This is a genomic window from Klebsiella sp. X1-16S-Nf21, assembly GCF_002837615.1.
GTDB classification, from domain to species: Bacteria; Pseudomonadota; Gammaproteobacteria; order Enterobacterales; family Enterobacteriaceae; genus Klebsiella; species Klebsiella variicola.
Genome location: NZ_PJDK01000050.1, coordinates 1 through 21,248, shown reverse-complemented (window position 1 = coordinate 21,248; position 21,248 = coordinate 1). Strand labels below are relative to the sequence as shown.

Here is a 21,248-nt window from a genome sequence, read left to right as displayed (position 1 = left end):
CTGCCCCTGGTCTTTACTGACACGAGAATACGCATAGCCTATGAAGCCAATTTTTAGCCGTGGCCCCTCGCTACAGATTCGCCTTATTCTGGCGGTGCTGGTGGCGCTTGGCGTCATTATCGCCGACAGCCGCTTGGGTACGTTCAGTCAAATCAGAACGTACATGGATACAGCCGTCAGCCCTTTCTACTTTGTCTCTAATGGTCCCCGGGAACTCCTCGACAGCGTATCGCAAACGCTGGCGACCCGCGATCAGCTCGAACTGGAAAACCGCGCGCTGCGTCAGGAACTGTTGCTGAAAAACAGCGATCTGCTGATGCTGGGCCAGTACAAGCAAGAGAACGCGCGTCTGCGTGAACTGCTTGGCTCGCCGCTGCGCCAGGACGAACAAAAAATGGTGACGCAGGTCATCTCAACGGTCAACGACCCCTACAGCGATCAGGTGGTTATTGATAAGGGCAGCGTGAACGGTGTTTACGAAGGCCAGCCGGTTATCAGCGATAAAGGCGTAGTGGGGCAGGTCGTGGCTGTGGCGAAAATGACCAGCCGGGTGCTGCTGATCTGCGATGCCACCCATGCGCTGCCGATCCAGGTCCTGCGTAACGACATTCGCGTGATTGCCGCCGGTAACGGCTGTACTGACGATCTCCAGCTTGAGCATCTGCCGGCGAATACCGATATTCGCGTCGGCGATGTGCTGGTGACCTCTGGTCTCGGTGGCCGCTTCCCGGAAGGGTATCCGGTCGGGGTGGTCTCCTCGGTGAAGCTGGACACTCAGCGCGCCTACACCGTGATTCAGGCGCGTCCGACGGCCGGGCTGCAGCGCTTGCGCTATCTGCTGCTGCTGTGGGGCGCCGATCGCAATGGCGCCAACCCGATGACCCCGGAAGAGGTCCATCGCGTGGCTAACGAGCGCCTGATGCAGATGATGCCGCAGGTGCTGCCTGCGCCGGATGCCATGGGGCCGCAGATGCCGGCGCCAGCCACCGGGCTGACGCCATCGCAGCCGTCTCTGCCTGCAGGGGGGCAATAGTGGCAAGTTATCGTAGCCAGGGACGCTGGGTTATCTGGCTCTCGTTTCTTATCGCGCTATTGCTGCAAATTATGCCCTGGCCGGCGGACATCAGTGTTTTCCGGCCCAACTGGGTATTATTGATCCTGCTGTACTGGATCCTCGCCCTGCCGCATCGGGTGAACGTGGGGACGGGCTTCGTGATGGGGGCTATTCTTGATCTCATTAGCGGCTCGACGCTGGGCGTTCGCGCGCTGTCCTTAAGCATTATCGCCTATCTGGTCGCGCTGAAATATCAGCTGTTCCGTAACCTGGCGCTGTGGCAACAAGCGCTGGTGGTCATGCTGTTATCCCTGGCCGTGGATATCATTGTTTTCTGGGCAGAGTTTTTAGTGATCAACGTCTCTTTCCGTCCGGAAGTATTCTGGAGTAGTGTAGTAAACGGTGTCCTCTGGCCATGGCTCTTCCTGCTGATGCGCAAAGTGCGTCAGCAATTTGCAGTGCAATAAGGTTGATATGACAACTCTGTATCTTGCTTCTGGTTCCCCGCGTCGGCAGGAACTGCTGACTCAGCTTGGTCTCACTTTCGAGCGTCTGGTTCCCGGTATTGAGGAACAGCGCCAGCCGCAGGAGAGCGCCGAGCATTATGTTGTCCGCCTGGCGCGCGAAAAAGCGCAGGCCGGAGTGGCGATGGCATCGCGCGATTTGCCGGTGCTGGGGGCGGATACGATTGTCATTCTTAACGGCGAAGTGCTGGAGAAACCGCGCGACGCTGAACACGCTGCAGCAATGCTGCGTCTGCTTTCCGGCCAAACGCATCAGGTAATGACGGCGGTGGCGCTGGCAGATACGCAGCAGACGCTGGACTGTCTGGTGGTCACGGACGTGACCTTCCGGCTGCTTAGCGAGCAGGATATCGCCGAATATGTGGCCAGCGGCGAGCCTTTAGATAAAGCAGGTGCATACGGTATTCAAGGGTTGGGTGGTTGCTTCGTCAGGAAGATTAATGGCAGCTATCACGCCGTAGTCGGCTTACCGCTGGTGGAAACGTATGAGTTGCTCAGTAACTTTAACTCACTGCGTAAAGAAAAGGGATAAAGATGACGGCTGAATTATTAGTTAACGTAACGCCATCCGAAACGCGCGTCGCGTATATCGATGGCGGTATTCTGCAGGAAATCCATATTGAGCGTGAAGCGCGACGCGGAATAGTAGGCAATATCTACAAAGGTCGTGTTAGCCGAGTGCTGCCGGGAATGCAGGCGGCTTTTGTAGATATTGGTCTCGATAAGGCGGCGTTCCTCCACGCCTCCGATATCATGCCGCATACCGAATGTGTCGCCGGTGAGGAGCAAAAGCAGTTTACCGTACGCGATATTTCGGAGCTGGTGCGCCAGGGCCAGGACCTGATGGTCCAGGTGGTCAAAGATCCGCTGGGCACCAAAGGCGCGCGTCTGACCACGGATATCACCCTGCCTTCCCGTTATCTGGTGTTTATGCCAGGCGCCTCCCATGTGGGAGTATCCCAACGCATTGAAAGCGAAGCCGAGCGTGAGCGGTTGAAAAAGGTTGTCGCAGATTACTGCGACGAGCAGGGCGGATTTATCATTCGCACCGCTGCGGAAGGGGTTCACGAGCAGGAAATGGCCGCCGATGCCGCCTATCTGAAGCGCGTCTGGACCAAGGTGATGGAGCGCAAAAAGCGCAATCAGACCCGTTATCAGCTGTACGGCGAGCTGGCCCTGGCTCAGCGCGTGCTGCGTGATTTTGCCGATGCGCATCTCGACCGTATTCGCGTCGACTCTCGCCTGACCTACGAGGCGTTACTTGAGTTCACCGCTGAATATATCCCGGAAATGACCAGCAAGCTGGAACACTACAGCGGTCGCCAGCCGATTTTCGATCTCTTTGACGTGGAGAACGAAATTCAGCGCGCGCTGGAGCGTAAGGTTGAGCTGAAGTCCGGGGGCTACCTGATCATCGACCAGACCGAGGCGATGACTACCATTGATATCAATACCGGGGCGTTTGTCGGGCACCGGAATCTTGACGATACTATCTTCAATACCAATATCGAAGCCACCCAGGCGATAGCCCGCCAGCTACGTTTGCGTAACCTCGGCGGTATTATCATCATTGATTTCATTGACATGAACAATGAAGACCATCGTCGACGGGTACTGCACTCCTTAGAGCAGGCGCTGAGTAAAGATCGGGTGAAAACCAGCATCAATGGCTTCTCGCAGCTGGGACTGGTGGAGATGACCCGCAAGCGCACGCGTGAAAGCGTGGAGCATGTGCTGTGCAACGAGTGCCCGACCTGCCACGGACGCGGAACGGTAAAGTCGGTTGAAACGGTATGCTATGAGATTATGCGTGAGATCGTCCGCGTGCATCATGCTTATGATTCCGATCGCTTCCTGGTCTATGCTTCCCCTGCGGTGGCGGAAACCCTGAAAGGGGAAGAGTCGCACGCGCTGGCGGAAGTGGAAATCTTTGTCGGTAAGCAGGTCAAGGTACAAATTGAGCCGCTCTATAATCAAGAGCAGTTCGATGTGGTTATGATGTAAGACACCGCGTCATTGTGCGGCTGACAAGGAGAGAGGCGTGAGGCGACTGCCCGGGATTTTATTGCTCACCGTGGCAACATTGATTGTTATCGTCGCGCTGCTGGTGAGTGGCTTGCGTCTCGTGTTGCCGCAGCTTGACGCCTGGCGTCCGCAGCTGCTGGAGAAGATTTCCACACTTACCGGCACGCCGGTGGATGCCTCGCAGATCACCGCCAGCTGGCAAAATTTTGGTCCGACGTTAGATGTCCGTGATATTCAGGTCGGGCTGAAAGACGGCGGCAAAATGGCGGTGAAGCGCGTGACCCTGGCGCTGGACGTCTGGCAGAGTTTGCTGCATATGCGCTGGCAGTTCCGCGATCTTACCTTCTGGCAGCTGCAGGTTCATACCAACACCCCTATTCAGACCAATGACGGCGGCGAAAGCCTGAAAACCGACCGCATCAGCGATCTCTTTTTACGTCAGTTCGACCACTTTACCCTGCGCGACAGCCATCTGAGCTTCCTGACCATTTCCGGTCAGCGGGCGGAGCTGGCAGTCCCGCAGCTTACCTGGCTTAACGGCAGGAACCGTCACCGCGCCGAGGGGCAGCTTAGCCTCTCCAGTCTCACCGGCCAGCATGGCGTGATGCAGGTGCGGATGGATCTCCGCGATGAGAATGGCCTGCTGAATAAAGGGCGAGTCTGGCTACAGGCTGACGATATTGACGTCAAACCGTGGCTCGGCCGCTGGATGCAGGACAATATCGCTCTGAAGAGCGCCCGCTTCAGCCTTGAAGGTTGGATGACCATTGAAAAAGGCGATGTGGCCAGCGGTGACGTATGGCTGAAAAAAGGGGGCGCCAGCTGGCAGGGGGATGACGAGGTGCATCACCTGTCAGTGGATAACCTGACGGCGCATCTCTCCCATGACAAGCAGAGCTGGGGCTTCTACATTCCCGATACGCGGATCGCTATCGACGATAAACCCTGGCCAAGCGGCGCGCTGGCGATGGCCTGGATCCCGGCGCAGGACGTCGGTGGCGACGGCCATCAGCGTAGCGATGAATTACGCATTCGAGCCAGCAACTTAACCCTCAGCGGCCTCAGCGGATTACAGCCCTTCGCCGATAAGCTGGCGCCTTCCCTGGGCGAGCTCTGGCGCACCACGCAGCCCAGCGGCAAAATCAACCTGCTGGCGCTCGATATTCCCCTGCAGGCGACGGAGAAAACGCGCTTTCAGGCGCAGTGGAGCGATCTGGCATGGAAGCAGTGGAAACTCCTGCCGGGAGCGGAACACTTTTCCGGCAGTCTGAATGGCAGCGTTGAGCACGGGGAACTGCGCGCCCGCATGACGCAGGCGCTGATGCCTTATACCGGTGTTTTCCGCGCCCCGCTGGAGATCGCCGCTGGCGAAGCCACCCTCAGCTGGGTGAAAAACGACAAAGGGTTTATGCTTGATGGCCGCGATATTGACGTGCAGGCGACGGGCGTCCGCGCCCGCGGCGGCTTCCGCTATCTGCAACCGCAGGGAGATGATCCCTGGCTGGGCATTCTGGCGGGCATCAGCACCAATGATGGTGGCCAGGCATGGCGTTACTTCCCGGAAAACCTGATGGGCAAGGCGCTGGTGGACTATCTCAGCGGCGCGATTAAAGCCGGACAGGCTCGCGATGCGACGCTGGTGTATGGCGGCAATCCGCATCTTTTCCCTTACCCGCATAATGAAGGGCAGTTCCAGGTTTATGTCCCACTGAAGAACGCCACTTTTGCCTTCCAGCCGGACTGGCCGGCGCTGACCGGGCTGAACATCGACCTCAACTTCATCAATAACGGGTTGTGGATGCGGGCGGATAAAGCGATGCTCGGCAATGTCACCGCCAGCAATCTCGATGCCGCGATCCCGGACTATACCGCTGAAAAGCTGTTGATTGATGCCGATATCAAAGGCCCGGGCAAAGAGGTGGGACCTTATTTCAACACCACGCCGCTGAAAGAGACCCTGGGAGCGGCGCTGGATTCCCTGCAGCTGGACGGGGATGTGAGCGCTCGCTTACATCTTAACATCCCTTTAGATGGCGAAATGACCACCGCGAAAGGCGATGTGCGTCTGCAGAATAACAGTCTGTTTATCAAGCCGTTAGACACCACTCTGCAAAACCTGAGCGGGAATTTCAGCTTCGTGAATGGCGATCTCAATAGCGAAACGTTGAGCGCGACCTGGTTTCATCAGCCGCTGAATCTCAATTTTTCCACCCGGGAGGGCGAAAAAGCGTTTCTGGTGGACGTCGGGATGAACGCCAACTGGCAGCCATCGCATACCGGGTTGCTGCCAAAAGCCGTCAACGAGTCGCTGAGCGGCAGCGTGCCGTGGGAGGGCAAGGTCGCTATCGAACTGCCGTACCATGGTAACGCCAGCTATAAGGTTGATATCAACGGCGACCTCAAGAATGTGAGCAGTCACTTACCTTCGCCGGTCAATAAGCCCGCTGGAGAGCCGATGCCGATCAAAATTAACGTCGCCGGCGGTTTGAGCAGCTTCGACCTGACCGGCTCCGTCGGCGCGAAGAATCATATCAACAGCCGCTGGTTGCTGAACCATAAGCTGACGTTGGATCGGGCAATCCTTACTTCGGACAGCAAGGGGCTCTCTCCGCTGCCTGACCAGCCTGGGGTTGAACTCAATTTGCCACCGATGGATGGCGCTCAATGGCTGGCGCTCTTTCAAAACGGGGCGGCGAATGAAGTCAGCAGCACCATACTCTTTCCCCAGCGCATTGTGCTGCGTACGCCGTCGCTGGCGCTTGCCGGTCAACAGTGGAACAACGTCAGTCTGATGTCGCAGCCGGTCGCCGGCGGCTCGCAGGTCGAGGCGCAGGGGCGTGAAATCAACGCTACCCTGACGATGCGCGACAATGCGCCCTGGCTGGCGAATGTGCGTTATCTCTATTTCAACCCGACCAGCGCCAATGGCCAGACCGGTGAGAAGAACGCTGCCCCGCAGGCAGAGACGCGGCTGGATTTCCACGGCTGGCCCGATCTGCAGCTGCGCTGTGCGGAATGCTGGCTGTGGGGGCAAAAATATGGCCGTATCGACGGCGATGTGGCGATTAAGGGCGATACCTTAACGCTCTCCAATGGTCTGGTGGATACCGGGTTTGGCCGACTGACGACCGATGGCGTCTGGGTCAGCGCGCCGGCTGGTGTACGCACGTCGCTGAAAGGCAAACTGCATGGCAATAAAACGGATGAGTTTGCCAGTTTCTTCGGCGTTTCCACGCCGGTGAAGGATTCGCCGTTTGACATCGACTATGATCTGCACTGGCGCGCGCCGCCCTGGTCGCCCGATGTCGCATCGCTCAATGGGATCATTAAAAGCCACCTCGGCAAGGGACAGTTTACCGACCTGAGTACCGGACACGCTGGCCAACTGCTGCGTTTGCTGAGCGTTGATGCCCTGCTGCGTAAGCTGCGCTTCGACTTTAGCGATACCTTCAGCGAGGGCTTTTACTTCGACTCGATTAACAGTACGGCATGGATCAAGGATGGCGTGCTGCATACCGACGATACGCTGGTGGATGGCCTGGAAGCGGATATTGCCATGAAAGGTTCGGTCGATTTGGTGCGTCGCCGGCTGGATCTGCAGGCGGTGGTGGCGCCGGAGATCTCTGCGACCGTCGGCGTGGCGGCGGCTTTTGCCGTCAACCCTATCGTCGGCGCGGCGGTGTTTGCCGCCAGCAAGGTGCTGGGCCCGCTGTGGAACAAAGTCTCGATTCTGCGCTATCGCATTACTGGTCCGATTGACCAGCCGCAGATCAATGAGGTGCTGCGCCAGGCGCGTAGCAACAAAAAGCAATGATTTGACGATTGCCGGGAATTGCCGCAATCTCAATAGATCGCCTTCTGTATTTCCGCCTGTCAGGCGGCAACAAACGAGTAGCATAACGATGAGTCTGAACCTGGTAAGTGAACAATTACTGTCGGCAAATGGCCTGAATCATCAGGATCTGTTTGCCATTCTTGGTCAACTGACCGAGCGCCGCCTCGATTACGGCGATCTCTATTTTCAGTCGAGCTATCACGAATCCTGGGTTCTGGAAGACAGCATCATTAAAGATGGGTCGTACAACATTGACCAGGGCGTAGGCGTGCGCGCCGTCAGCGGCGAAAAAACGGGCTTTGCCTATGCGGACCAGATTAGCAAGCTGGCGCTGGAGCAGAGCGCCCAGGCGGCGCGGACGATTGTGCGTGATACCGGTAATGGCAAAGTGCAGACCCTGGGAGCCGTTGAGTACAGCCCTTTGTACACCAGCATCGACCCGCTGCAGAGCATGAGTCGGGAAGAGAAGCTGGATATTCTGCGCCGGGTGGACAAAGTCGCCCGGGCGGCGGACAAGCGCGTGCAGGAAGTTTCGGCCAGCCTGAGCGGCGTTTATGAGCTGATTCTGGTGGCCGCCACCGACGGCACCCTCGCCGCGGACGTTCGCCCGCTGGTGCGCCTTTCGGTCAGCGTGCTGGTGGAAGAGGATGGCAAGCGTGAGCGCGGCAGCAGCGGCGGCGGTGGACGCTTTGGCTATGACTATTTCCTCGCCTCCCAGGAGGGCGACGTGCGGGCTGATGCCTGGGCGAAAGAAGCCGTGCGCATGGCGCTGGTAAACCTTTCGGCAGTCGCCGCCCCGGCGGGGATGCTGCCGGTGGTGCTCGGCGCCGGCTGGCCTGGCGTCCTGCTGCACGAAGCGGTCGGCCATGGGCTGGAAGGTGATTTCAACCGTCGCGGCACCTCGGTCTTTAGCGGCCATATGGGGGAATTAGTTGCCTCTGAGCTGTGCACCGTGGTGGATGATGGCACCATCGTCGATCGTCGCGGGTCGGTTGCCATCGATGACGAAGGCACGCCGGGGCAATACAACGTGCTGATCGAAAACGGCATCCTGAAAGGCTATATGCAGGATAAGCTCAATGCGCGTCTGATGGGCGTCGCGCCGACCGGTAACGGCCGTCGCGAGTCGTATGCTCATCTGCCGATGCCGCGTATGACCAATACCTATATGCTGGCGGGCCAGTCGACGCCGCAGGAGATTATCGAGTCGGTCGATTACGGTATCTTCGCGCCTAACTTTGGCGGCGGGCAGGTGGATATCACCTCCGGTAAGTTTGTCTTCTCTACCTCCGAAGCCTATCTGATCGAAAAAGGGAAGGTCACGAAGGCGGTGAAAGGGGCCACGCTGATCGGCTCCGGGATTGAAACCATGCAGCAGATTTCGATGGTAGGGAATGACCTGCGGCTGGATAACGGCGTTGGCGTTTGTGGCAAAGAGGGCCAGAGCGTGCCGGTGGGCGTCGGCCAGCCGACCCTGAAGGTCGATAATCTTACCGTCGGCGGTACCGCCTGATCCTGACCAGGTTCCCGGCGCTGCCGGGAACCGCTTCACCGGGCGATCCCGCGCCCGTGCATGCCTTGATAGATCTTCGCCACGTCGACAAAATACTCTGTCAGATAGTTGATACAGACCTGCACTTTCAGCGGCAGTTTATCCTTTTCCGTATACAGCGCGTAGACCGGCCGTGGATCGGACTGATAGCTGGGCAGCAGGATCTCAAGCTCGCCGCGGTTGATCTCTTCGATCGCCCACATCAATGGTACATAAGCGATACCCACCCCGGCTGTCAGCCAGCGTATCAGCGTCATGGGATCGTTGGTCACAAAGCGCCCCTGCGGGATCAGGCGGGTTGAGATCCCTTCCGGGGCGATAATTTCAAATTCGTTATCCGGACGTACGCTATATTCGAGCCATGAATGGCTGGCGAGGTCGGCCGGTTTCTCCGGATTGCCTGCCTGCGCCAGATAGCTTTTGGCGGCGCATAATACCATCGGCATTGAGCCCAGGCGGCGGGAAAAAAGGCTGGAATCCTGCAGGGCCCCCACGCGGATCACCACGTCAAGGCCGTCGGCGATCAGGTCAGGGGCTGGTATGCCGGTGACCAGATTGACGGAGAGTCCGGGGTATTCTTTCAGCATTTCCGCCGTTATGCGCGCCAGAACATTTTGTGCCATAGTTGAAGAGCAACCGATGCGCAGCGTCCCGATGGGGGTGTTATTAAATGCGTATAATTGCTCATGGACATCCTGCGCTTCAAACAGCATCCTACGGCAGCCCTGGTAATAGATTTTACCTGCTTCAGTTAAGCCAAGGCTGCGGGTGCTGCGGTTGAGCAGCTTTACCTGCAGCTCATCTTCCAGTTTGGCTACGGTCTGACTGATCGAAGAAACGCTCATCTGAAGCTGGCGGGCCGCCGCGGTGAATGAACCTAATTCGACCACTTTGGCGAAAACGGACATGCGTTTTAATCGTTCCATTATTCACTCTGGCTTAAAAGTGATTTAGATCACACATTGTAGATAATGCGGCAATCGTTACGTTAATATATTGTTAGCTACATAATAAACGCATCTGCTCACTACCTGTACGCTTCTTATTCAAGGTCATCATGAGTCTGTTTCCTGTCATCGTGATTTTCGGCTTATCGTTTCCGCCGATCTTCTTCGAGTTGCTTTTGTCGCTGGCCATCTTTTGGCTGGTGCATCGACTGCTGGTTCCGACCGGCATTTACGATTTTGTCTGGCACCCTGCACTGTTTAATACGGCGCTATATTGCTGCCTTTTTTATTTGATATCGCGCTTGTTCGTTTGAGGTTGATGTGAAAACACTAACAAGAAATATCCTCCGTACCGCTATTACCGTGATACTGGTCATTTTGGCTTTCGTGGCGATTTTCCGCGCCTGGGTCTATTACACCGCTTCGCCGTGGACGCGGGATGCGCGCTTTAGTGCTGACATTGTGGCGATTGCCCCTGACGTCTCCGGGCTGATTTCCCAGGTAAACGTCAAGGATAACCAACTGGTTAAGAAAGACCAGGTATTGTTCGTTATTGACCAACCTCGTTACCAAAAAGCGCTGGCGGAGGCGGAAGCCGATGTCGCCTACTACCAGACCTTAGCGCAGGAGAAGCGCGTTGAAGCGGGTCGGCGTAATAAGCTGGGCATACAGGCGATGTCGCGGGAAGAAATAGACCAGGCGAACAACGTGCTGCAAACCGTTGAGCATCAGTTGGCGAAAGCGGTAGCCAGCCGCGATCTGGCCAGGCTGGACCTCGAGCGCACAGAAATTCGCGCCTCCGCGGATGGCTGGGTGACCAACCTTAACGTCTATACCGGGGAGTTTATTACCCGTGGCTCCACGGCGGTGGCGCTGGTGAAAGAGAATACGTTTTACGTCATGGCCTATCTGGAAGAGACCAAGCTGGAAGGCGTCCGCCCTGGCTACCGTGCGGAGATTACCCCGCTTGGCAGCAGCAAAACCATTAAAGGGACAGTGGACAGTATCGCTGCAGGGGTGACCAACGCCAGCAGCAGCAGCGACTCGAAAGGGATGGCCTCGGTCGACTCCAACCTTGAGTGGGTGCGTCTGGCGCAGCGTGTGCCGGTGCGTATTCGCCTCGACCAGCAGCAGGGCAATCTGTGGCCATCGGGCACCACGGCGACGGTGGTGATCACCGGTAAAGAAGACCGCGATACCAGCCGGGCCAACTTCTTCCAGAAACTGGCTATGCGCCTGCGCGAATTCGGTTAATCGCTATGGGGACATATACCATTGCTCCCCGGCATCTCCGCTTTGCCATTAAGCTTGCATGCGCGGTGGTGCTGGCGCTGTTCGTCGGTTTCCATTTTCAGCTCGAAACACCGCGCTGGGCAGTACTGACGGCAGCGATCGTCGCCGCCGGGCCAGCCTTTGCTGCTGGCGGCGAACCTTACTCGGGCGCGATCCGCTATCGTGGGATGTTGCGAATTGCCGGGACCTTTATTGGCTGTATTGCGGCGCTGATTATCATCATCCTGATGATCCGTGCGCCTCTGCTGATGATGCTGGTTTGCTGCCTGTGGGCCGGGTTTTGTACCTGGATTTCGTCGCTGGTTAAGGTCGAGAACTCCTATGCCTGGGGACTGGCCGGGTACACTGCGCTGATTATCATTATCACCATCCATACCAATCCGATGCTGGCGCCGCAGTTTGCGGTCGAACGCTGCAGTGAAATTGTCATCGGTATTGTCAGCGCTATCGTCGCCGACCTGCTGTTCTCTCCACGTTCGATTAAAAAAGAGATCGACCTTGAGCTGGATAACCTGCTGATTGCGCAATATAAGCTGATGCAGTTATGCGTCGCGCACGGCGAAAAAGAGGAAGTGGATCAGGCGTGGGGCGCGCTGGTGCGTCGCACCACGGCGCTGGAAGGTATGCGCAGTAATCTGATCATGGAATCCTCTCGCTGGGCGAAGGCGAATCAGCGCCTGAAGGCGATCAATACCCTTTCATTAACGCTTATCACCCAGGCTTGCGAGACTTACCTGATTCAGAACTCGCGCCCGGAAATGGTGACGGATGACTACCGTGAGCTGTTCGCCGAGCCGGTGGAGACAGTGCAGGACGTCCACCAGCAGCTGAAGCGTATGCGCCGTTTTCTGACCTGGAAAGGCGAGCATAATACGCCCGTCACCATCTACAGCTGGGTGGGTGCCGCTACGCGCTACTTATTGCTTAAGCGTGGCGTGGTGGGTAACACCAAAATCAGTCGCATTGAAGATAGTGTGCTGCGCGGCGAAGCGGTGGTCAAAGTGGAATCTGCTGAGCGCCACCATGCGATGGTGAACTTCTGGCGTACCTCCGTCTCCTGTATCCTCGGGACGCTGTTCTGGTTGTGGACAGGCTGGACCTCAGGCAGCGGCGCGATGGTGATGATTGCCGTCGTTACCGCGCTGGCGATGCGCCTGCCTAACCCCCGAATGGTGGCGATGGACTTCCTTTATGGCACCCTGGCGGCGTTACCGCTGGGTACCCTGTACTTCCTGGTGATCATGCCGGCGACGCAGCAGAGCATGCTGCTGCTTTGCATCAGCCTGGCGGCGATGGCGTTCTTTATCGGTATCGAAGTGCAGAAAAGGCGTCTCGGATCGCTGGGAGCGCTGGCGAGCACCATTAACATTCTGGTGCTGGATAACCCGATGCAGTTTCAGTTCAGTCAGTTCCTCGACAGTGCGCTGGGGCAGATCGTCGGCTGTTTCCTTGCCCTGATGGTGATTCTGCTCGTCAGAGATAACTCACGGGCCAGAACCGGTCGGGTGCTGTTGAACCAGTTTGTCTCTGCGGCGGTCTCCTCACTGACAACGAACTCGGCGCGTCGCAAAGAGAATCATCTGCCCGCGCTCTATCAGCAGTTGTTTTTATTGCTCAACAAGTTCCCCGGCGATGTCGCCCGCTTCCGTCTGGCATTGACGTTGATTATTGCCCATCAGCGCCTGCGTGATGCGCCCGTGCCGGTGAACGACGATCTGTCGGCCTTCCATCGACAGCTGCGACGTACCGCAGATCATGTGATCTCCGCCGGGAGTGATGATAAGCGTCGGCGCTACTTTACCCAGCTGCTGGCTGAGCTTGATGTCTATCAGGAGAAGTTGCGGGTCTGGGAGGCTTCGCCCCAGGTGACCGAGCCCGTGCGGCGGCTGGTTGAGATGTTGCACAAGTACCAGCATGTGCTGACCAGCAGTTAACCCCTAAACCGACGCCCAGGCGTCGGTTTTTTTATCGCTATACTTAACGGCGACAGGAAGAGAAGCGGGAGGGGCTGCCATGACCACCTATACGTTTGATTTTGACGAAATCGCCGAACAACAGGATTTCTACCGGGAGTTTTCCCGAACCTTTGAGCTGGCTCAGGATAAGGTCAACAACCTGGATTCACTGTGGGACGCGGTGACTGGTGGGCTGCTGCCATTGCCGCTGGATATTGAGTTTATTCATTTAAACGACAAGCAGCGTCGGCGCTTCGGCGCGCTGATTTTATTATTTGATGAAGCAGAAGAGGAGATGGAGGGGGAGTTGCGCTTTAACGCCCGGCATGGCTAAACGTTCATTTCTAATCTGTTGAATATTGGTGAAGGCTTCCCTCCAGAGGTTGCGCGCCTCGCCGACCGTGACGGACGTGTTTCTGAACCAGGGGAGCGCATTGAGACATCGCTGTTCCGGACGGGGCCGGCGATGAAGCAAAAAAAAGCCCCCGGCAGGCGGGGGCAAGTCGTCGAAATAAGACGACGAGGGTTTATTTGTACAGCTCAGCGGTGGCGTGCCAGCTATCGCCGGTACGTGCTTCAATAATACGGTAGCTGCTGGCGCCTTCTTTCTCGGCTTTAGCGGCCAGCTCCTGACGCATGTCCATTGGCGCACTACCTACCTGGGATACGGAGATGGTGCCCATGGACTGCAGGTTTTGTGCTTGTTCAGCGTTAACTTGCTGAACGGCCGCGCTTGCGCCGAAAGAGAGAACGGAAGCCAGGCCAAGGGATGCGATGATCATTGCGCGTTTCATAATCTTTACTCCAGTCTTTGTTTTGCCGCGGCGGGGGATGTATGCGCCCAGGCCGCGGTAGAGAATCTGTGTCGGGTTAGTCGTTGACGAACTACAACTTATTTATAAAGCTCAGCGGTGGCATGCCAGTGGTCGCCAGTGCGGGCTTCGATAATGCGATAAGAAGAAGCCCCTTCTTCCTGCGCTTTCTTGTTCAGCATTTCATGCATATCCATCGGGGAAGAGGCTACCGCGCCGACGGAAACTGTGCCGATGGCCTCGCGGCCCTGGGCTTGCTCGCTGTTGATAACGTCAGCGGCAAAAGCGCCAAACGACACGACGGACAGGATGCTGAGTGCTGCTACAGTGGTTTTGATTTTCATGATGTTCACCTCGTCGAATCTTTTTGTTGAGGGTCTTTGTTTCGTGACCCTCATCACAAAACCAAGTATACACTAATCACCAAAAATATTAATACCATGCTAATTGTTTTGCGCGTTAATAGTTACAATGAATTGCGCTTTTTATAACCTATAAGAATTAAAAATGACAACTTATCCGCAGTGATAAGATTTATTTCTAATAAAATCATAAAGGTATGCGAATTTGATCTTTTGTGCGTTTTAGGCGTTTCCCTTAAGTAAAAGAACGTATAGACGCGTTAAATCACACAAAATGTTAAATAATTGTTGGATTGAGGGGCGTGAGAGAGAAAGAAAGGGGAGTCGCCCTCTGACGATTGCCAGAGGGGAATACTCAGAGTTCCTGTTCGAACAGGACCAGGATGGCGTCGTGCAGATCTTTCACCGTAAAGCCGCGCGCAGGGGTGGTGAAGATGGTGTCATCCCCGGCGATGCTGCCGAGAATACCTTCCGCCTTGCCCAGCGAGTCGAGAAGACGGGCAATCAGCTGCGCCGCGCCGGGGCTGGTGTGAATCACCACGACGGCATCGTTATAGTCGATATCCAGCACCAGATTTTTCAGCGGGCTGGAGGTGGTCGGCACGCCAAGCTCAGCAGGCAGGCAATAGACCATTTCCATTTTGGCGTTACGGGTACGAACCGCGCCAAATTTGGTGAGCATGCGGGAGACCTTCGATTGGTTGATATTCTCGAAGCCTTCTTCCTGCAGCGCCTGGACGATCTCTCCCTGCGAGCTGAATTTCTCTTCTTTAAGCAGCGCTTTAAACGCTTTAACCAGTTCTTCTTGTTTTGCCGAACTTCGCATAAGTCACCCAGATTATGGTGGTAAAAACAACATCATTATGCATAACCGTGAATTTTTATGCAAATAATCCGCAACGGGATAGGTCAATAATGTTATGAAGGGGGCATATTTTAGCAAAAAAACCATATAAGGAACATGTTCACATCACAACGCTTAAAGCCATGTAAAAGTAAATGAAATGTTATTGAGTTGGTGTTGTTTTGCGCAACTGGCTGGGTGTATTGTAACCAACAGTCGATCCGGTACTTCGCTTTGCTGGATGGTCAGTCAGGAAGCATAAAGTGCGCCGCTGTTCTATTGCTACGCACAATAATGCATTCTTCAGCCATAATCATTGTAATTGTTCATCTTGTGAATTAAGGTCCAGGCGACGGAATAACGAAAGACTAAATTAACCATAATAAGGAGTTTAGGATGAAAGTTGCAGTCCTTGGCGCCGCCGGTGGTATCGGCCAGGCGCTTGCCCTACTACTTAAGACCCAACTGCCTTCAGGTTCAGAGCTCTCGTTGTACGACATCGCTCCGGTTACGCCGGGCGTGGCGGTAGATCTAAGTCATATCCCCACAGATGTAAAAATTAAAGGATTTTCCGGTGAAGATGCTACCCCGGCGCTGGAAGGCGCTGATGTGGTGCTGATCTCCGCGGGCGTAGCGCGTAAGCCCGGCATGGATCGTTCCGACCTGTTTAATGTGAATGCCGGCATCGTTAAGAACCTGGTGCAGCAGATTGCCAAAACCTGCCCACAGGCCTGCATCGGTGTTATCACCAACCCGGTGAATACCACCGTGGCTATCGCCGCCGAAGTGCTGAAAAAAGCCGGCGTGTACGATAAAAACAAGCTGTTCGGCGTCACCACGCTGGACATTATCCGCTCCAATACCTTTGTCGCTGAGCTGAAAGGTAAATCGGCAACCGAGGTGGAAGTCCCGGTCATTGGTGGTCACTCCGGCGTCACCATTCTGCCATTATTGTCGCAGATCCCGGGCGTCAGCTTCAGCGATCAGGAAGTGGCCGATCTGACTAAACGCATTCAAAATGCCGGTACCGAAGTCGTGGAAGCGAAAGCGGGCGGTGGGTCGGCGACGTTGTCGATGGGTCAGGCGGCTGCGCGCTTTGGTCTCTCTCTGGTTCGCGCGATGCAGGGAGAGAAAGGTGTGGTGGAGTGCGCCTACGTGGAAGGCGACGGCCACTATGCGCGTTTCTTCTCCCAGCCGCTGCTGCTGGGAAAAAACGGCGTGGAAGAGCGACAGTCTATCGGCAAACTCAGCGCCTTTGAGCAGCAGGCGCTGGAAGGCATGCTGGACACCCTGAAGAAAGATATCGCGCTCGGCGAAGACTTCGTCAACAAGTAACCTCGCACGTGCAAAAAAGCCGGAACCGTTGTTCCGGCTTTTTATTGCCTCACTTTTCGCCTCCATGCGCCAGCGGTCGGGCAAATCTGCTAAAATCCCCCGCGTTTTAAGCCACCAGCCATGAGGACAGCGTGAAAAAGATCGAAAGAAAACAGACCCGGGACCAAATCGCGCAGATGATTCGTTATCAGATCCTCTCCGGCGCCATGAAACCCGGGGAGGAACTGACTCAGGAGAACATCGCGGAACAATTGGGACTTTCACGTATGCCGGTTAGGGAAGCGCTACAGTCCCTTGAACAGGAAGGATTTCTGGTGCGCTTGCCTAACCGACATATGCAGGTCTCCACGCTGGCCGTCGAGGATGTGAGCCATATTTTTCGCGTTATCGCGGTGATGGCTGCTGAACTGTTTGCCCTCGTGCCGGCAAATCAGGGGGAATTACTTCGCGCGCGCGCGCAGGAGCTGGCGCGTGCTGGCGATAATGCCGGTGAACTGGCGTTTCATCAGTTGCTGATTTCCTATCTTGATAACCGCTATCTGGCAAAGGCGTATCAGCAATTTTTGGACGGTTATATTTCCTATGTCATTCTGTACCTGAAAGAGGATGGCCAGGAGTCGGCGCAGATCCTGAACGAACTGGCGAGCGCCATTGGCCATGGCGAAGGCGAAAAAATTGCTCAGGCAACACAGCGTTATTTCCTTATGCTTGCGGAGATAATGCGTCAACATATGAAGGATTGGGAAAGTGCAGAAGCCTAAATTAGGGAAAATTAAGCTTCTTTCCGCGAAGGAGCAGGTGGCGGCGGTTTTGCGTAAAGCGATCCTTTCGCGGGATTTAGTGGAAGGGCAGGAAATTACCCTTGAAGGGATTGCCAAAATGGTTGGCGTTTCCAGCATGCCGGTACGTGAAGCGTTTCAGATTTTAGCCGCCGATGGTCTGATTCAAGTGCGGCCGAATAAAGGTGCGGTGGTGCTGGGGATTAATGAGCAGACTATCCGCGAGCATTACGAAATTCGCGCTGTACTGGAAAGTGAAGCGGTGGCGAAAGCTTCTCGTCCAGGGACCGATATTTCACGCATCGCTCAGGTTCACTATGCCGCAGAGAAGGCGCTGGCAGACAATAATTCTGCTGAATATTCCGACCTGAACCAGGCCTTCCACATGGAGATCTGGAACGCGGCGGGAAATGAAAAAATGAAGATGCTGCTCTGCAACATGTGGAACGGACTGTCGATGGGGCACAAGGTGACCGAAGAAGAGTACGCCGTCATTTCCCTCCGTGAACATAAAGCGATCTTACAAGCGCTTGAGCAGCATAACGAAGCGCTGGCCCGTCAGCGAATGCATGAGCATATCATCCGCTCGATGGAGAATATGCTCACGCGTTACCTGCCCGATCCTGCTCCCTGACCGGATCGATCGCCAGCGAATAGCTGGCGTTTGTTATATTTATCAACGTTATTAATTCCTCAACGTGACGATCTGCGCAGGATCTTGATGTAGATCTCATTGCGCGATCATTCCACAAAAACGCATTGACTTACTTTTTGCATGGGAATAATTTCTCCCTCGTCAATATTGGATACAATATCATATATCATTGATAGGAAGAATTATAAGTATGGAACCGATTACCATCACCCTATGTTTGCTGGTGTTCGCTATCGTCATGTTCGTCTGGGAGAAAGTGCCGCTGGCAGTGACTTCCATGGTGGTTTGTGTGGCGTTAGTGGTCACTGGCGTATTGGATCTGAAGCAGGCCTTTGCCGGTTTTATCGACAGCAATGTCATTCTTTTTGTCGCCATGTTCATCGTCGGCGGGGCGTTATTTGAAACCGGGATGGCCAATAAAGTCGGCGGGGTGATCACTCACTTCGCCAAAACCGAAAAACAGCTGATTTTCACCATCATGGTGGTGGTCGGCGTGATGTCGGGCTTTCTTTCCAACACCGGTACGGCGGCGGTGCTGATCCCGGTCGTCATTGGCGTGGCCGCCAAATCGGGGTTTTCCCGCTCGCGTCTGCTGATGCCGCTGGTGTTTGCTGCCGCATTGGGCGGCAACCTGTCGCTGATTGGCGCCCCGGGCAACCTGATCGCGCAATCGGCCTTACAGAACATCGGCAGCGGCTTCGGTTTCTTTGAGTATGCGAAAGTGGGTCTACCGATGCTGGTCTGCGGCATCCTCTATTTCCTGACCATCGGCTATAAGTTTTTGCCCAATAATCCAAACAGCGGGGAAGTGGGCAGCGTCGGCGAACAGCGGGATTACAGCCACGTTCCACGCTGGAAGCAGATCCTGTCCCTGGTGGTGTTGATCGCCACGATCCTCGGCATGATTTTCGAAAAACAGACCGGCATTAGCCTGGCGGTGGCCGGCTGTATCGGTGCCCTGGTGCTGGTGGTTACCGGGGTGCTGACGGAAAAGCAAGCTTACAAGGCCATTGATTCACAGACTATTTTTATCTTCGGCGGCACTCTGGCGCTGGCAAAGGCGCTGGAAATGACCGGGGCGGGCAAGCTGGTGGCTGACCAGGTTATCGGTCTGCTGGGCAACAACTCCTCGCCGTTCATGCTGCTGGTGGTGGTCTTTGCCCTCTCCGTGGTGATGACCAACTTTATGTCCAATACCGCCACCGTCGCGCTGTTGGTGCCGGTGAGCCTGTCGATTGCCGCCGGTATGGGCGCCGATCCGCGTGCGGTGCTGATGGCGACGGTGATTGGCAGCTCCTGCGCCTATGCGACGCCGATCGGGATGCCCGCCAATATGATGGTGCTGTCGGCCGGGGGCTATAAGTTCGTCGATTACGCCAAATCCGGCATCCCTCTGATTATCGTTTCCACCATTGTCAGCCTGATCCTGCTGCCAATCCTTTTCCCTTTTCATCCGTAACTTACGGACGCTGTTCTGACTAAGGAGCCTTTATGAGCAAAAGCGAACAGATATCCCGCATGACCGACATCATGGCCAGATTTGTGGGATATACCGGCAAAGTATTGCCTGATGACGTCACGGCAAAACTAAAAGAGTTGCATAAGAAAGAGACCAGCCAGCTGGCGGACGTCATCTTTACCACCATGATTGAAAACCAGCGTCTGGCGAAAGAGCTGGATCGTCCCTCCTGCCAGGATACCGGCGTGATCCAGTTTCTGGTGGAGTGCGGCGCCAACTTTCCGCTGATCGGCGAACTGGAAGCGCTGCTGCGCGAATCGGTGATCAAAGCCACCGTCGACTCCCCGCTGCGTCATAACAGCGTCGAGACCTTTGATGAATACAACACCGGTAAAAACGTCGGTAAAGGTACGCCGACGGTCTTCTGGGAGATCGTTCCCAATTCCGATCAGTGCAGCATCTACACCTATATGGCTGGCGGCGGCTGCTCGCTGCCGGGTAAAGCGATGGTGTTAATGCCTGGCGCTGGCTATGAAGGGGTGACCCGCTTTGTGCTGGATGTGATGACCAGCTATGGCCTGAACGCCTGTCCGCCATTGCTGGTTGGCGTTGGGGTGGCAACGTCGGTGGAAACCGCGGCGCTGCTGTCGAAGAAAGCGCTGATGCGCCCGATTGGCTCGCACAATGATAACGAACGGGCGGCATCGCTGGAAAAAATGCTCGAAGACGGCATCAACAAAATCGGTCTGGGCCCGCAGGGGATGTCCGGCAATACCTCCGTGATGGGCGTCAATATCGAAAATACCGCACGCCATCCTTCCACCATTGGCGTGGCGGTCAACGTCGGCTGCTGGTCGCACCGCAAAGGACATATCGTTTTCGATAAAGACCTGAACTACACCATTACGTCTCACACAGGAGTGGCATTCTGATGGCTAAAAAAATACTCACTACGCCCATTAAAGATGAAGATTTAGCTGATATTAAAGCGGGCGATATCATTTATCTCAACGGCCATATTGTGACCTGTCGCGATGTGGCTCATCGTCGCTTAATTGAGGGCGGGCGTGAATTACCGGTCAATGTTGCCGGTGGCGCGATATTGCATGCCGGGCCGATTGTGCGACCGATTAAAGGTTCGGAAGATAAATTTGAAATGGTCTCCGTTGGGCCGACCACCAGTATGCGCATGGAGAAATTTGAAAAAGAGTTTATTGCCAGGACTGGCGTGAAATTAATCGTTGGTAAAGGCGGTATGGGGAAGGGAACCGAAGAGGGTTGCGCCGAGCATAAAGCCTTGCACTGCGTGTTCCCGGCCGGCTGCGCGGTCGTCGCCGCGGTCTGCGTGGAAGAAATCGAAGATGCGCAGTGGCGTGATTTAGGGATGCCGGAAACTTTATGGGTATGTCGGGTGAAAGAGTTCGGGCCGTTAATTGTCTCAATCGATACCCACGGCAATAACCTGTTTGAGCAGAATAAAGTGATCTTTAATCAGCGCAAAGACATTGTCGCCGATGAAATCTGCAAACATGTGAGCTTCATTAAATAACCCCGATTGAATATATAGCGCAGTAATGGCAGCGGCAGCTGACTGCTAAACAGAGGCTTCTGACCAGGCGGTCCGGGGAAATCCACTCGGCTAACGCGGTCTGCTGTTAGCCATTATTGCGCCCCTCCCAAAGGCTATTTTATGACTGACAATGCCGTCCTGTTAGGCGAAGGCTTCACCCTGATGTTTCTCGGCATGGGCTTTGTGCTGGTGTTCCTGCTGCTGCTCATCTTTGCCATCCGGGGAATGTCCCTCGCCGTCAACCGCC

Annotated in this window: 21 protein-coding genes; 17 read left to right on the top strand and 4 right to left on the bottom strand. The window is 55.5% G+C overall.

Annotation, left to right across the window (positions count from 1 at the left end; translation table 11 throughout):
- Positions 1-40 precede the first annotated feature (40 nt).
- The 6 genes from mreC (at position 41) to tldD (ending at position 8,951) form a co-directional block, all read left to right on the top strand.
- Positions 41-1,033, top strand: coding sequence for a rod shape-determining protein MreC (mreC, locus tag CW267_RS20450; RefSeq protein WP_008806690.1), 993 nt, complete (start codon positions 41-43; stop codon positions 1,031-1,033).
- Positions 1,033-1,521, top strand: coding sequence for a rod shape-determining protein MreD (gene mreD / locus CW267_RS20445; RefSeq protein ID WP_008806689.1), 489 nt, complete (start codon positions 1,033-1,035; stop codon positions 1,519-1,521). The genes mreC and mreD overlap by 1 nt, the downstream gene beginning before the upstream one ends.
- A 7-nt stretch (positions 1,522-1,528) precedes the next feature.
- Complete coding sequence (locus CW267_RS20440) at positions 1,529-2,110, top strand: Maf family protein (protein WP_008806688.1); 582 nt, start codon at positions 1,529-1,531, stop codon at positions 2,108-2,110.
- A gap of 2 nt (positions 2,111-2,112) precedes the next feature.
- On the top strand, positions 2,113-3,582 hold the full coding sequence (gene rng, locus CW267_RS20435) for a ribonuclease G (protein WP_008806687.1): 1,470 nt from the start codon (positions 2,113-2,115) through the stop codon (positions 3,580-3,582).
- A 37-nt stretch (positions 3,583-3,619) separates the two neighbouring features.
- Complete coding sequence (gene yhdP, locus CW267_RS20430) at positions 3,620-7,417, top strand: AsmA2 domain-containing protein YhdP (RefSeq protein WP_100781632.1); 3,798 nt, start codon at positions 3,620-3,622, stop codon at positions 7,415-7,417.
- A gap of 88 nt (positions 7,418-7,505) precedes the next feature.
- Positions 7,506-8,951, top strand: a complete 1,446-nt coding sequence (gene tldD, locus CW267_RS20425; RefSeq protein ID WP_008806685.1) for a metalloprotease TldD — start codon at positions 7,506-7,508, stop codon at positions 8,949-8,951.
- Positions 8,952-8,986: 35 nt separating this feature from the next.
- Here tldD and aaeR read toward each other — a convergent pair whose 3' ends face one another.
- Positions 8,987-9,916, bottom strand: a complete 930-nt coding sequence (gene aaeR / locus CW267_RS20420) for an HTH-type transcriptional activator AaeR (RefSeq protein ID WP_008806684.1) — start codon at positions 9,914-9,916, stop codon at positions 8,987-8,989.
- A gap of 131 nt (positions 9,917-10,047) precedes the next feature.
- Between aaeR and aaeX the strand changes: the two genes are divergently transcribed.
- The 4 genes from aaeX (at position 10,048) to CW267_RS20400 (ending at position 13,519) form a co-directional block, all read left to right on the top strand.
- Positions 10,048-10,251 carry a p-hydroxybenzoic acid efflux pump operon protein AaeX gene (gene aaeX / locus CW267_RS20415; protein ID WP_002918640.1) on the top strand — a complete coding sequence of 68 codons (204 nt, stop codon included), beginning with the start codon at positions 10,048-10,050 and terminating at the stop codon, positions 10,249-10,251.
- Between the two features lie 7 nt (positions 10,252-10,258).
- Complete coding sequence (gene aaeA / locus CW267_RS20410; RefSeq protein WP_100781633.1) at positions 10,259-11,191, top strand: p-hydroxybenzoic acid efflux pump subunit AaeA; 933 nt, start codon at positions 10,259-10,261, stop codon at positions 11,189-11,191.
- 5 nt (positions 11,192-11,196) lie between these two features.
- Positions 11,197-13,164, top strand: coding sequence for a p-hydroxybenzoic acid efflux pump subunit AaeB (aaeB, locus tag CW267_RS20405; RefSeq protein WP_012540451.1), 1,968 nt, complete (start codon positions 11,197-11,199; stop codon positions 13,162-13,164).
- Between the two features lie 79 nt (positions 13,165-13,243).
- Positions 13,244-13,519, top strand: coding sequence for a barstar family protein (locus CW267_RS20400; protein WP_100781634.1), 276 nt, complete (start codon positions 13,244-13,246; stop codon positions 13,517-13,519).
- A 193-nt stretch (positions 13,520-13,712) separates the two neighbouring features.
- On the opposite strand, the gene yhcN-B is transcribed toward CW267_RS20400, so the two are convergent.
- The 3 genes from yhcN-B to argR all read right to left on the bottom strand — a co-directional run bounded on the left by yhcN-B (position 13,713) and on the right by argR (position 15,185).
- Positions 13,713-13,979, bottom strand: a complete 267-nt coding sequence (gene yhcN-B, locus CW267_RS20395; RefSeq protein WP_008806680.1) for a DUF1471 family stress response protein YhcN-B — start codon at positions 13,977-13,979, stop codon at positions 13,713-13,715.
- 98 nt (positions 13,980-14,077) lie between these two features.
- Positions 14,078-14,341 carry a peroxide/acid stress response protein YhcN gene (gene yhcN / locus CW267_RS20390; protein WP_008806679.1) on the bottom strand — a complete coding sequence of 88 codons (264 nt, stop codon included), beginning with the start codon at positions 14,339-14,341 and terminating at the stop codon, positions 14,078-14,080.
- A 373-nt stretch (positions 14,342-14,714) separates the two neighbouring features.
- Complete coding sequence (argR, locus tag CW267_RS20385) at positions 14,715-15,185, bottom strand: transcriptional regulator ArgR (protein WP_002918625.1); 471 nt, start codon at positions 15,183-15,185, stop codon at positions 14,715-14,717.
- A 414-nt stretch (positions 15,186-15,599) separates the two neighbouring features.
- Here argR and mdh point away from each other — a divergent pair, with 414 nt between their 5' ends.
- The 7 genes from mdh to CW267_RS20350 form a co-directional block, all read left to right on the top strand.
- Positions 15,600-16,538, top strand: coding sequence for a malate dehydrogenase (mdh, locus tag CW267_RS20380; protein WP_008806678.1), 939 nt, complete (start codon positions 15,600-15,602; stop codon positions 16,536-16,538).
- A gap of 131 nt (positions 16,539-16,669) precedes the next feature.
- Entirely contained in the window at positions 16,670-17,299 is a 630-nt protein-coding gene (locus tag CW267_RS20375; protein WP_008806677.1) for a GntR family transcriptional regulator, read from the top strand.
- On the top strand, positions 17,286-17,951 hold the full coding sequence (locus CW267_RS20370) for a GntR family transcriptional regulator (RefSeq protein ID WP_008806676.1): 666 nt from the start codon (positions 17,286-17,288) through the stop codon (positions 17,949-17,951). Before CW267_RS20375 ends, CW267_RS20370 begins: the two co-directional genes overlap by 14 nt.
- Positions 17,952-18,162: 211 nt before the next feature.
- Positions 18,163-19,431: an SLC13 family permease gene (locus CW267_RS20365; RefSeq protein WP_012967161.1), complete on the top strand. Its 1,269-nt coding sequence runs from the start codon at positions 18,163-18,165 to the stop codon at positions 19,429-19,431.
- Between the two features lie 32 nt (positions 19,432-19,463).
- Positions 19,464-20,363, top strand: coding sequence for a L(+)-tartrate dehydratase subunit alpha (ttdA, locus tag CW267_RS20360; protein WP_008806674.1), 900 nt, complete (start codon positions 19,464-19,466; stop codon positions 20,361-20,363).
- Positions 20,363-20,980, top strand: a complete 618-nt coding sequence (ttdB, locus tag CW267_RS20355) for a L(+)-tartrate dehydratase subunit beta (RefSeq protein ID WP_008806673.1) — start codon at positions 20,363-20,365, stop codon at positions 20,978-20,980. The genes ttdA and ttdB overlap by 1 nt, the downstream gene beginning before the upstream one ends.
- A 141-nt stretch (positions 20,981-21,121) precedes the next feature.
- The coding region (locus CW267_RS20350; protein ID WP_172437400.1) for an OadG family transporter subunit at positions 21,122-21,248 on the top strand (127 nt) is incomplete at its 3' end.

Bases quoted from the DNA above. Each gene is read 5' to 3' on its own strand.
- aaeR (WP_008806684.1), bottom strand. From the start codon at position 9,916: ATGGAACGATTAAAACGCATGTCCGTTTTCGCCAAAGTGGTCGAATTA.
- yhcN (WP_008806679.1), bottom strand. From the start codon at position 14,341: ATGAAAATCAAAACCACTGTAGCAGCACTCAGCATCCTGTCCGTCGTG.
- ttdB (WP_008806673.1), top strand. From the start codon at position 20,363: ATGGCTAAAAAAATACTCACTACGCCCATTAAAGATGAAGATTTAGCT.
- aaeX (WP_002918640.1), top strand. From the start codon at position 10,048: ATGAGTCTGTTTCCTGTCATCGTGATTTTCGGCTTATCGTTTCCGCCG.
- argR (WP_002918625.1), bottom strand. From the start codon at position 15,185: ATGCGAAGTTCGGCAAAACAAGAAGAACTGGTTAAAGCGTTTAAAGCG.
- tldD (WP_008806685.1), top strand. From the start codon at position 7,506: ATGAGTCTGAACCTGGTAAGTGAACAATTACTGTCGGCAAATGGCCTG.
- CW267_RS20400 (WP_100781634.1), top strand. From the start codon at position 13,244: ATGACCACCTATACGTTTGATTTTGACGAAATCGCCGAACAACAGGAT.
- CW267_RS20365 (WP_012967161.1), top strand. From the start codon at position 18,163: ATGGAACCGATTACCATCACCCTATGTTTGCTGGTGTTCGCTATCGTC.
- ttdA (WP_008806674.1), top strand. From the start codon at position 19,464: ATGAGCAAAAGCGAACAGATATCCCGCATGACCGACATCATGGCCAGA.
- rng (WP_008806687.1), top strand. From the start codon at position 2,113: ATGACGGCTGAATTATTAGTTAACGTAACGCCATCCGAAACGCGCGTC.
- mreC (WP_008806690.1), top strand. From the start codon at position 41: ATGAAGCCAATTTTTAGCCGTGGCCCCTCGCTACAGATTCGCCTTATT.
- mdh (WP_008806678.1), top strand. From the start codon at position 15,600: ATGAAAGTTGCAGTCCTTGGCGCCGCCGGTGGTATCGGCCAGGCGCTT.
- CW267_RS20440 (WP_008806688.1), top strand. From the start codon at position 1,529: ATGACAACTCTGTATCTTGCTTCTGGTTCCCCGCGTCGGCAGGAACTG.
- yhcN-B (WP_008806680.1), bottom strand. From the start codon at position 13,979: ATGAAACGCGCAATGATCATCGCATCCCTTGGCCTGGCTTCCGTTCTC.
- aaeB (WP_012540451.1), top strand. From the start codon at position 11,197: ATGGGGACATATACCATTGCTCCCCGGCATCTCCGCTTTGCCATTAAG.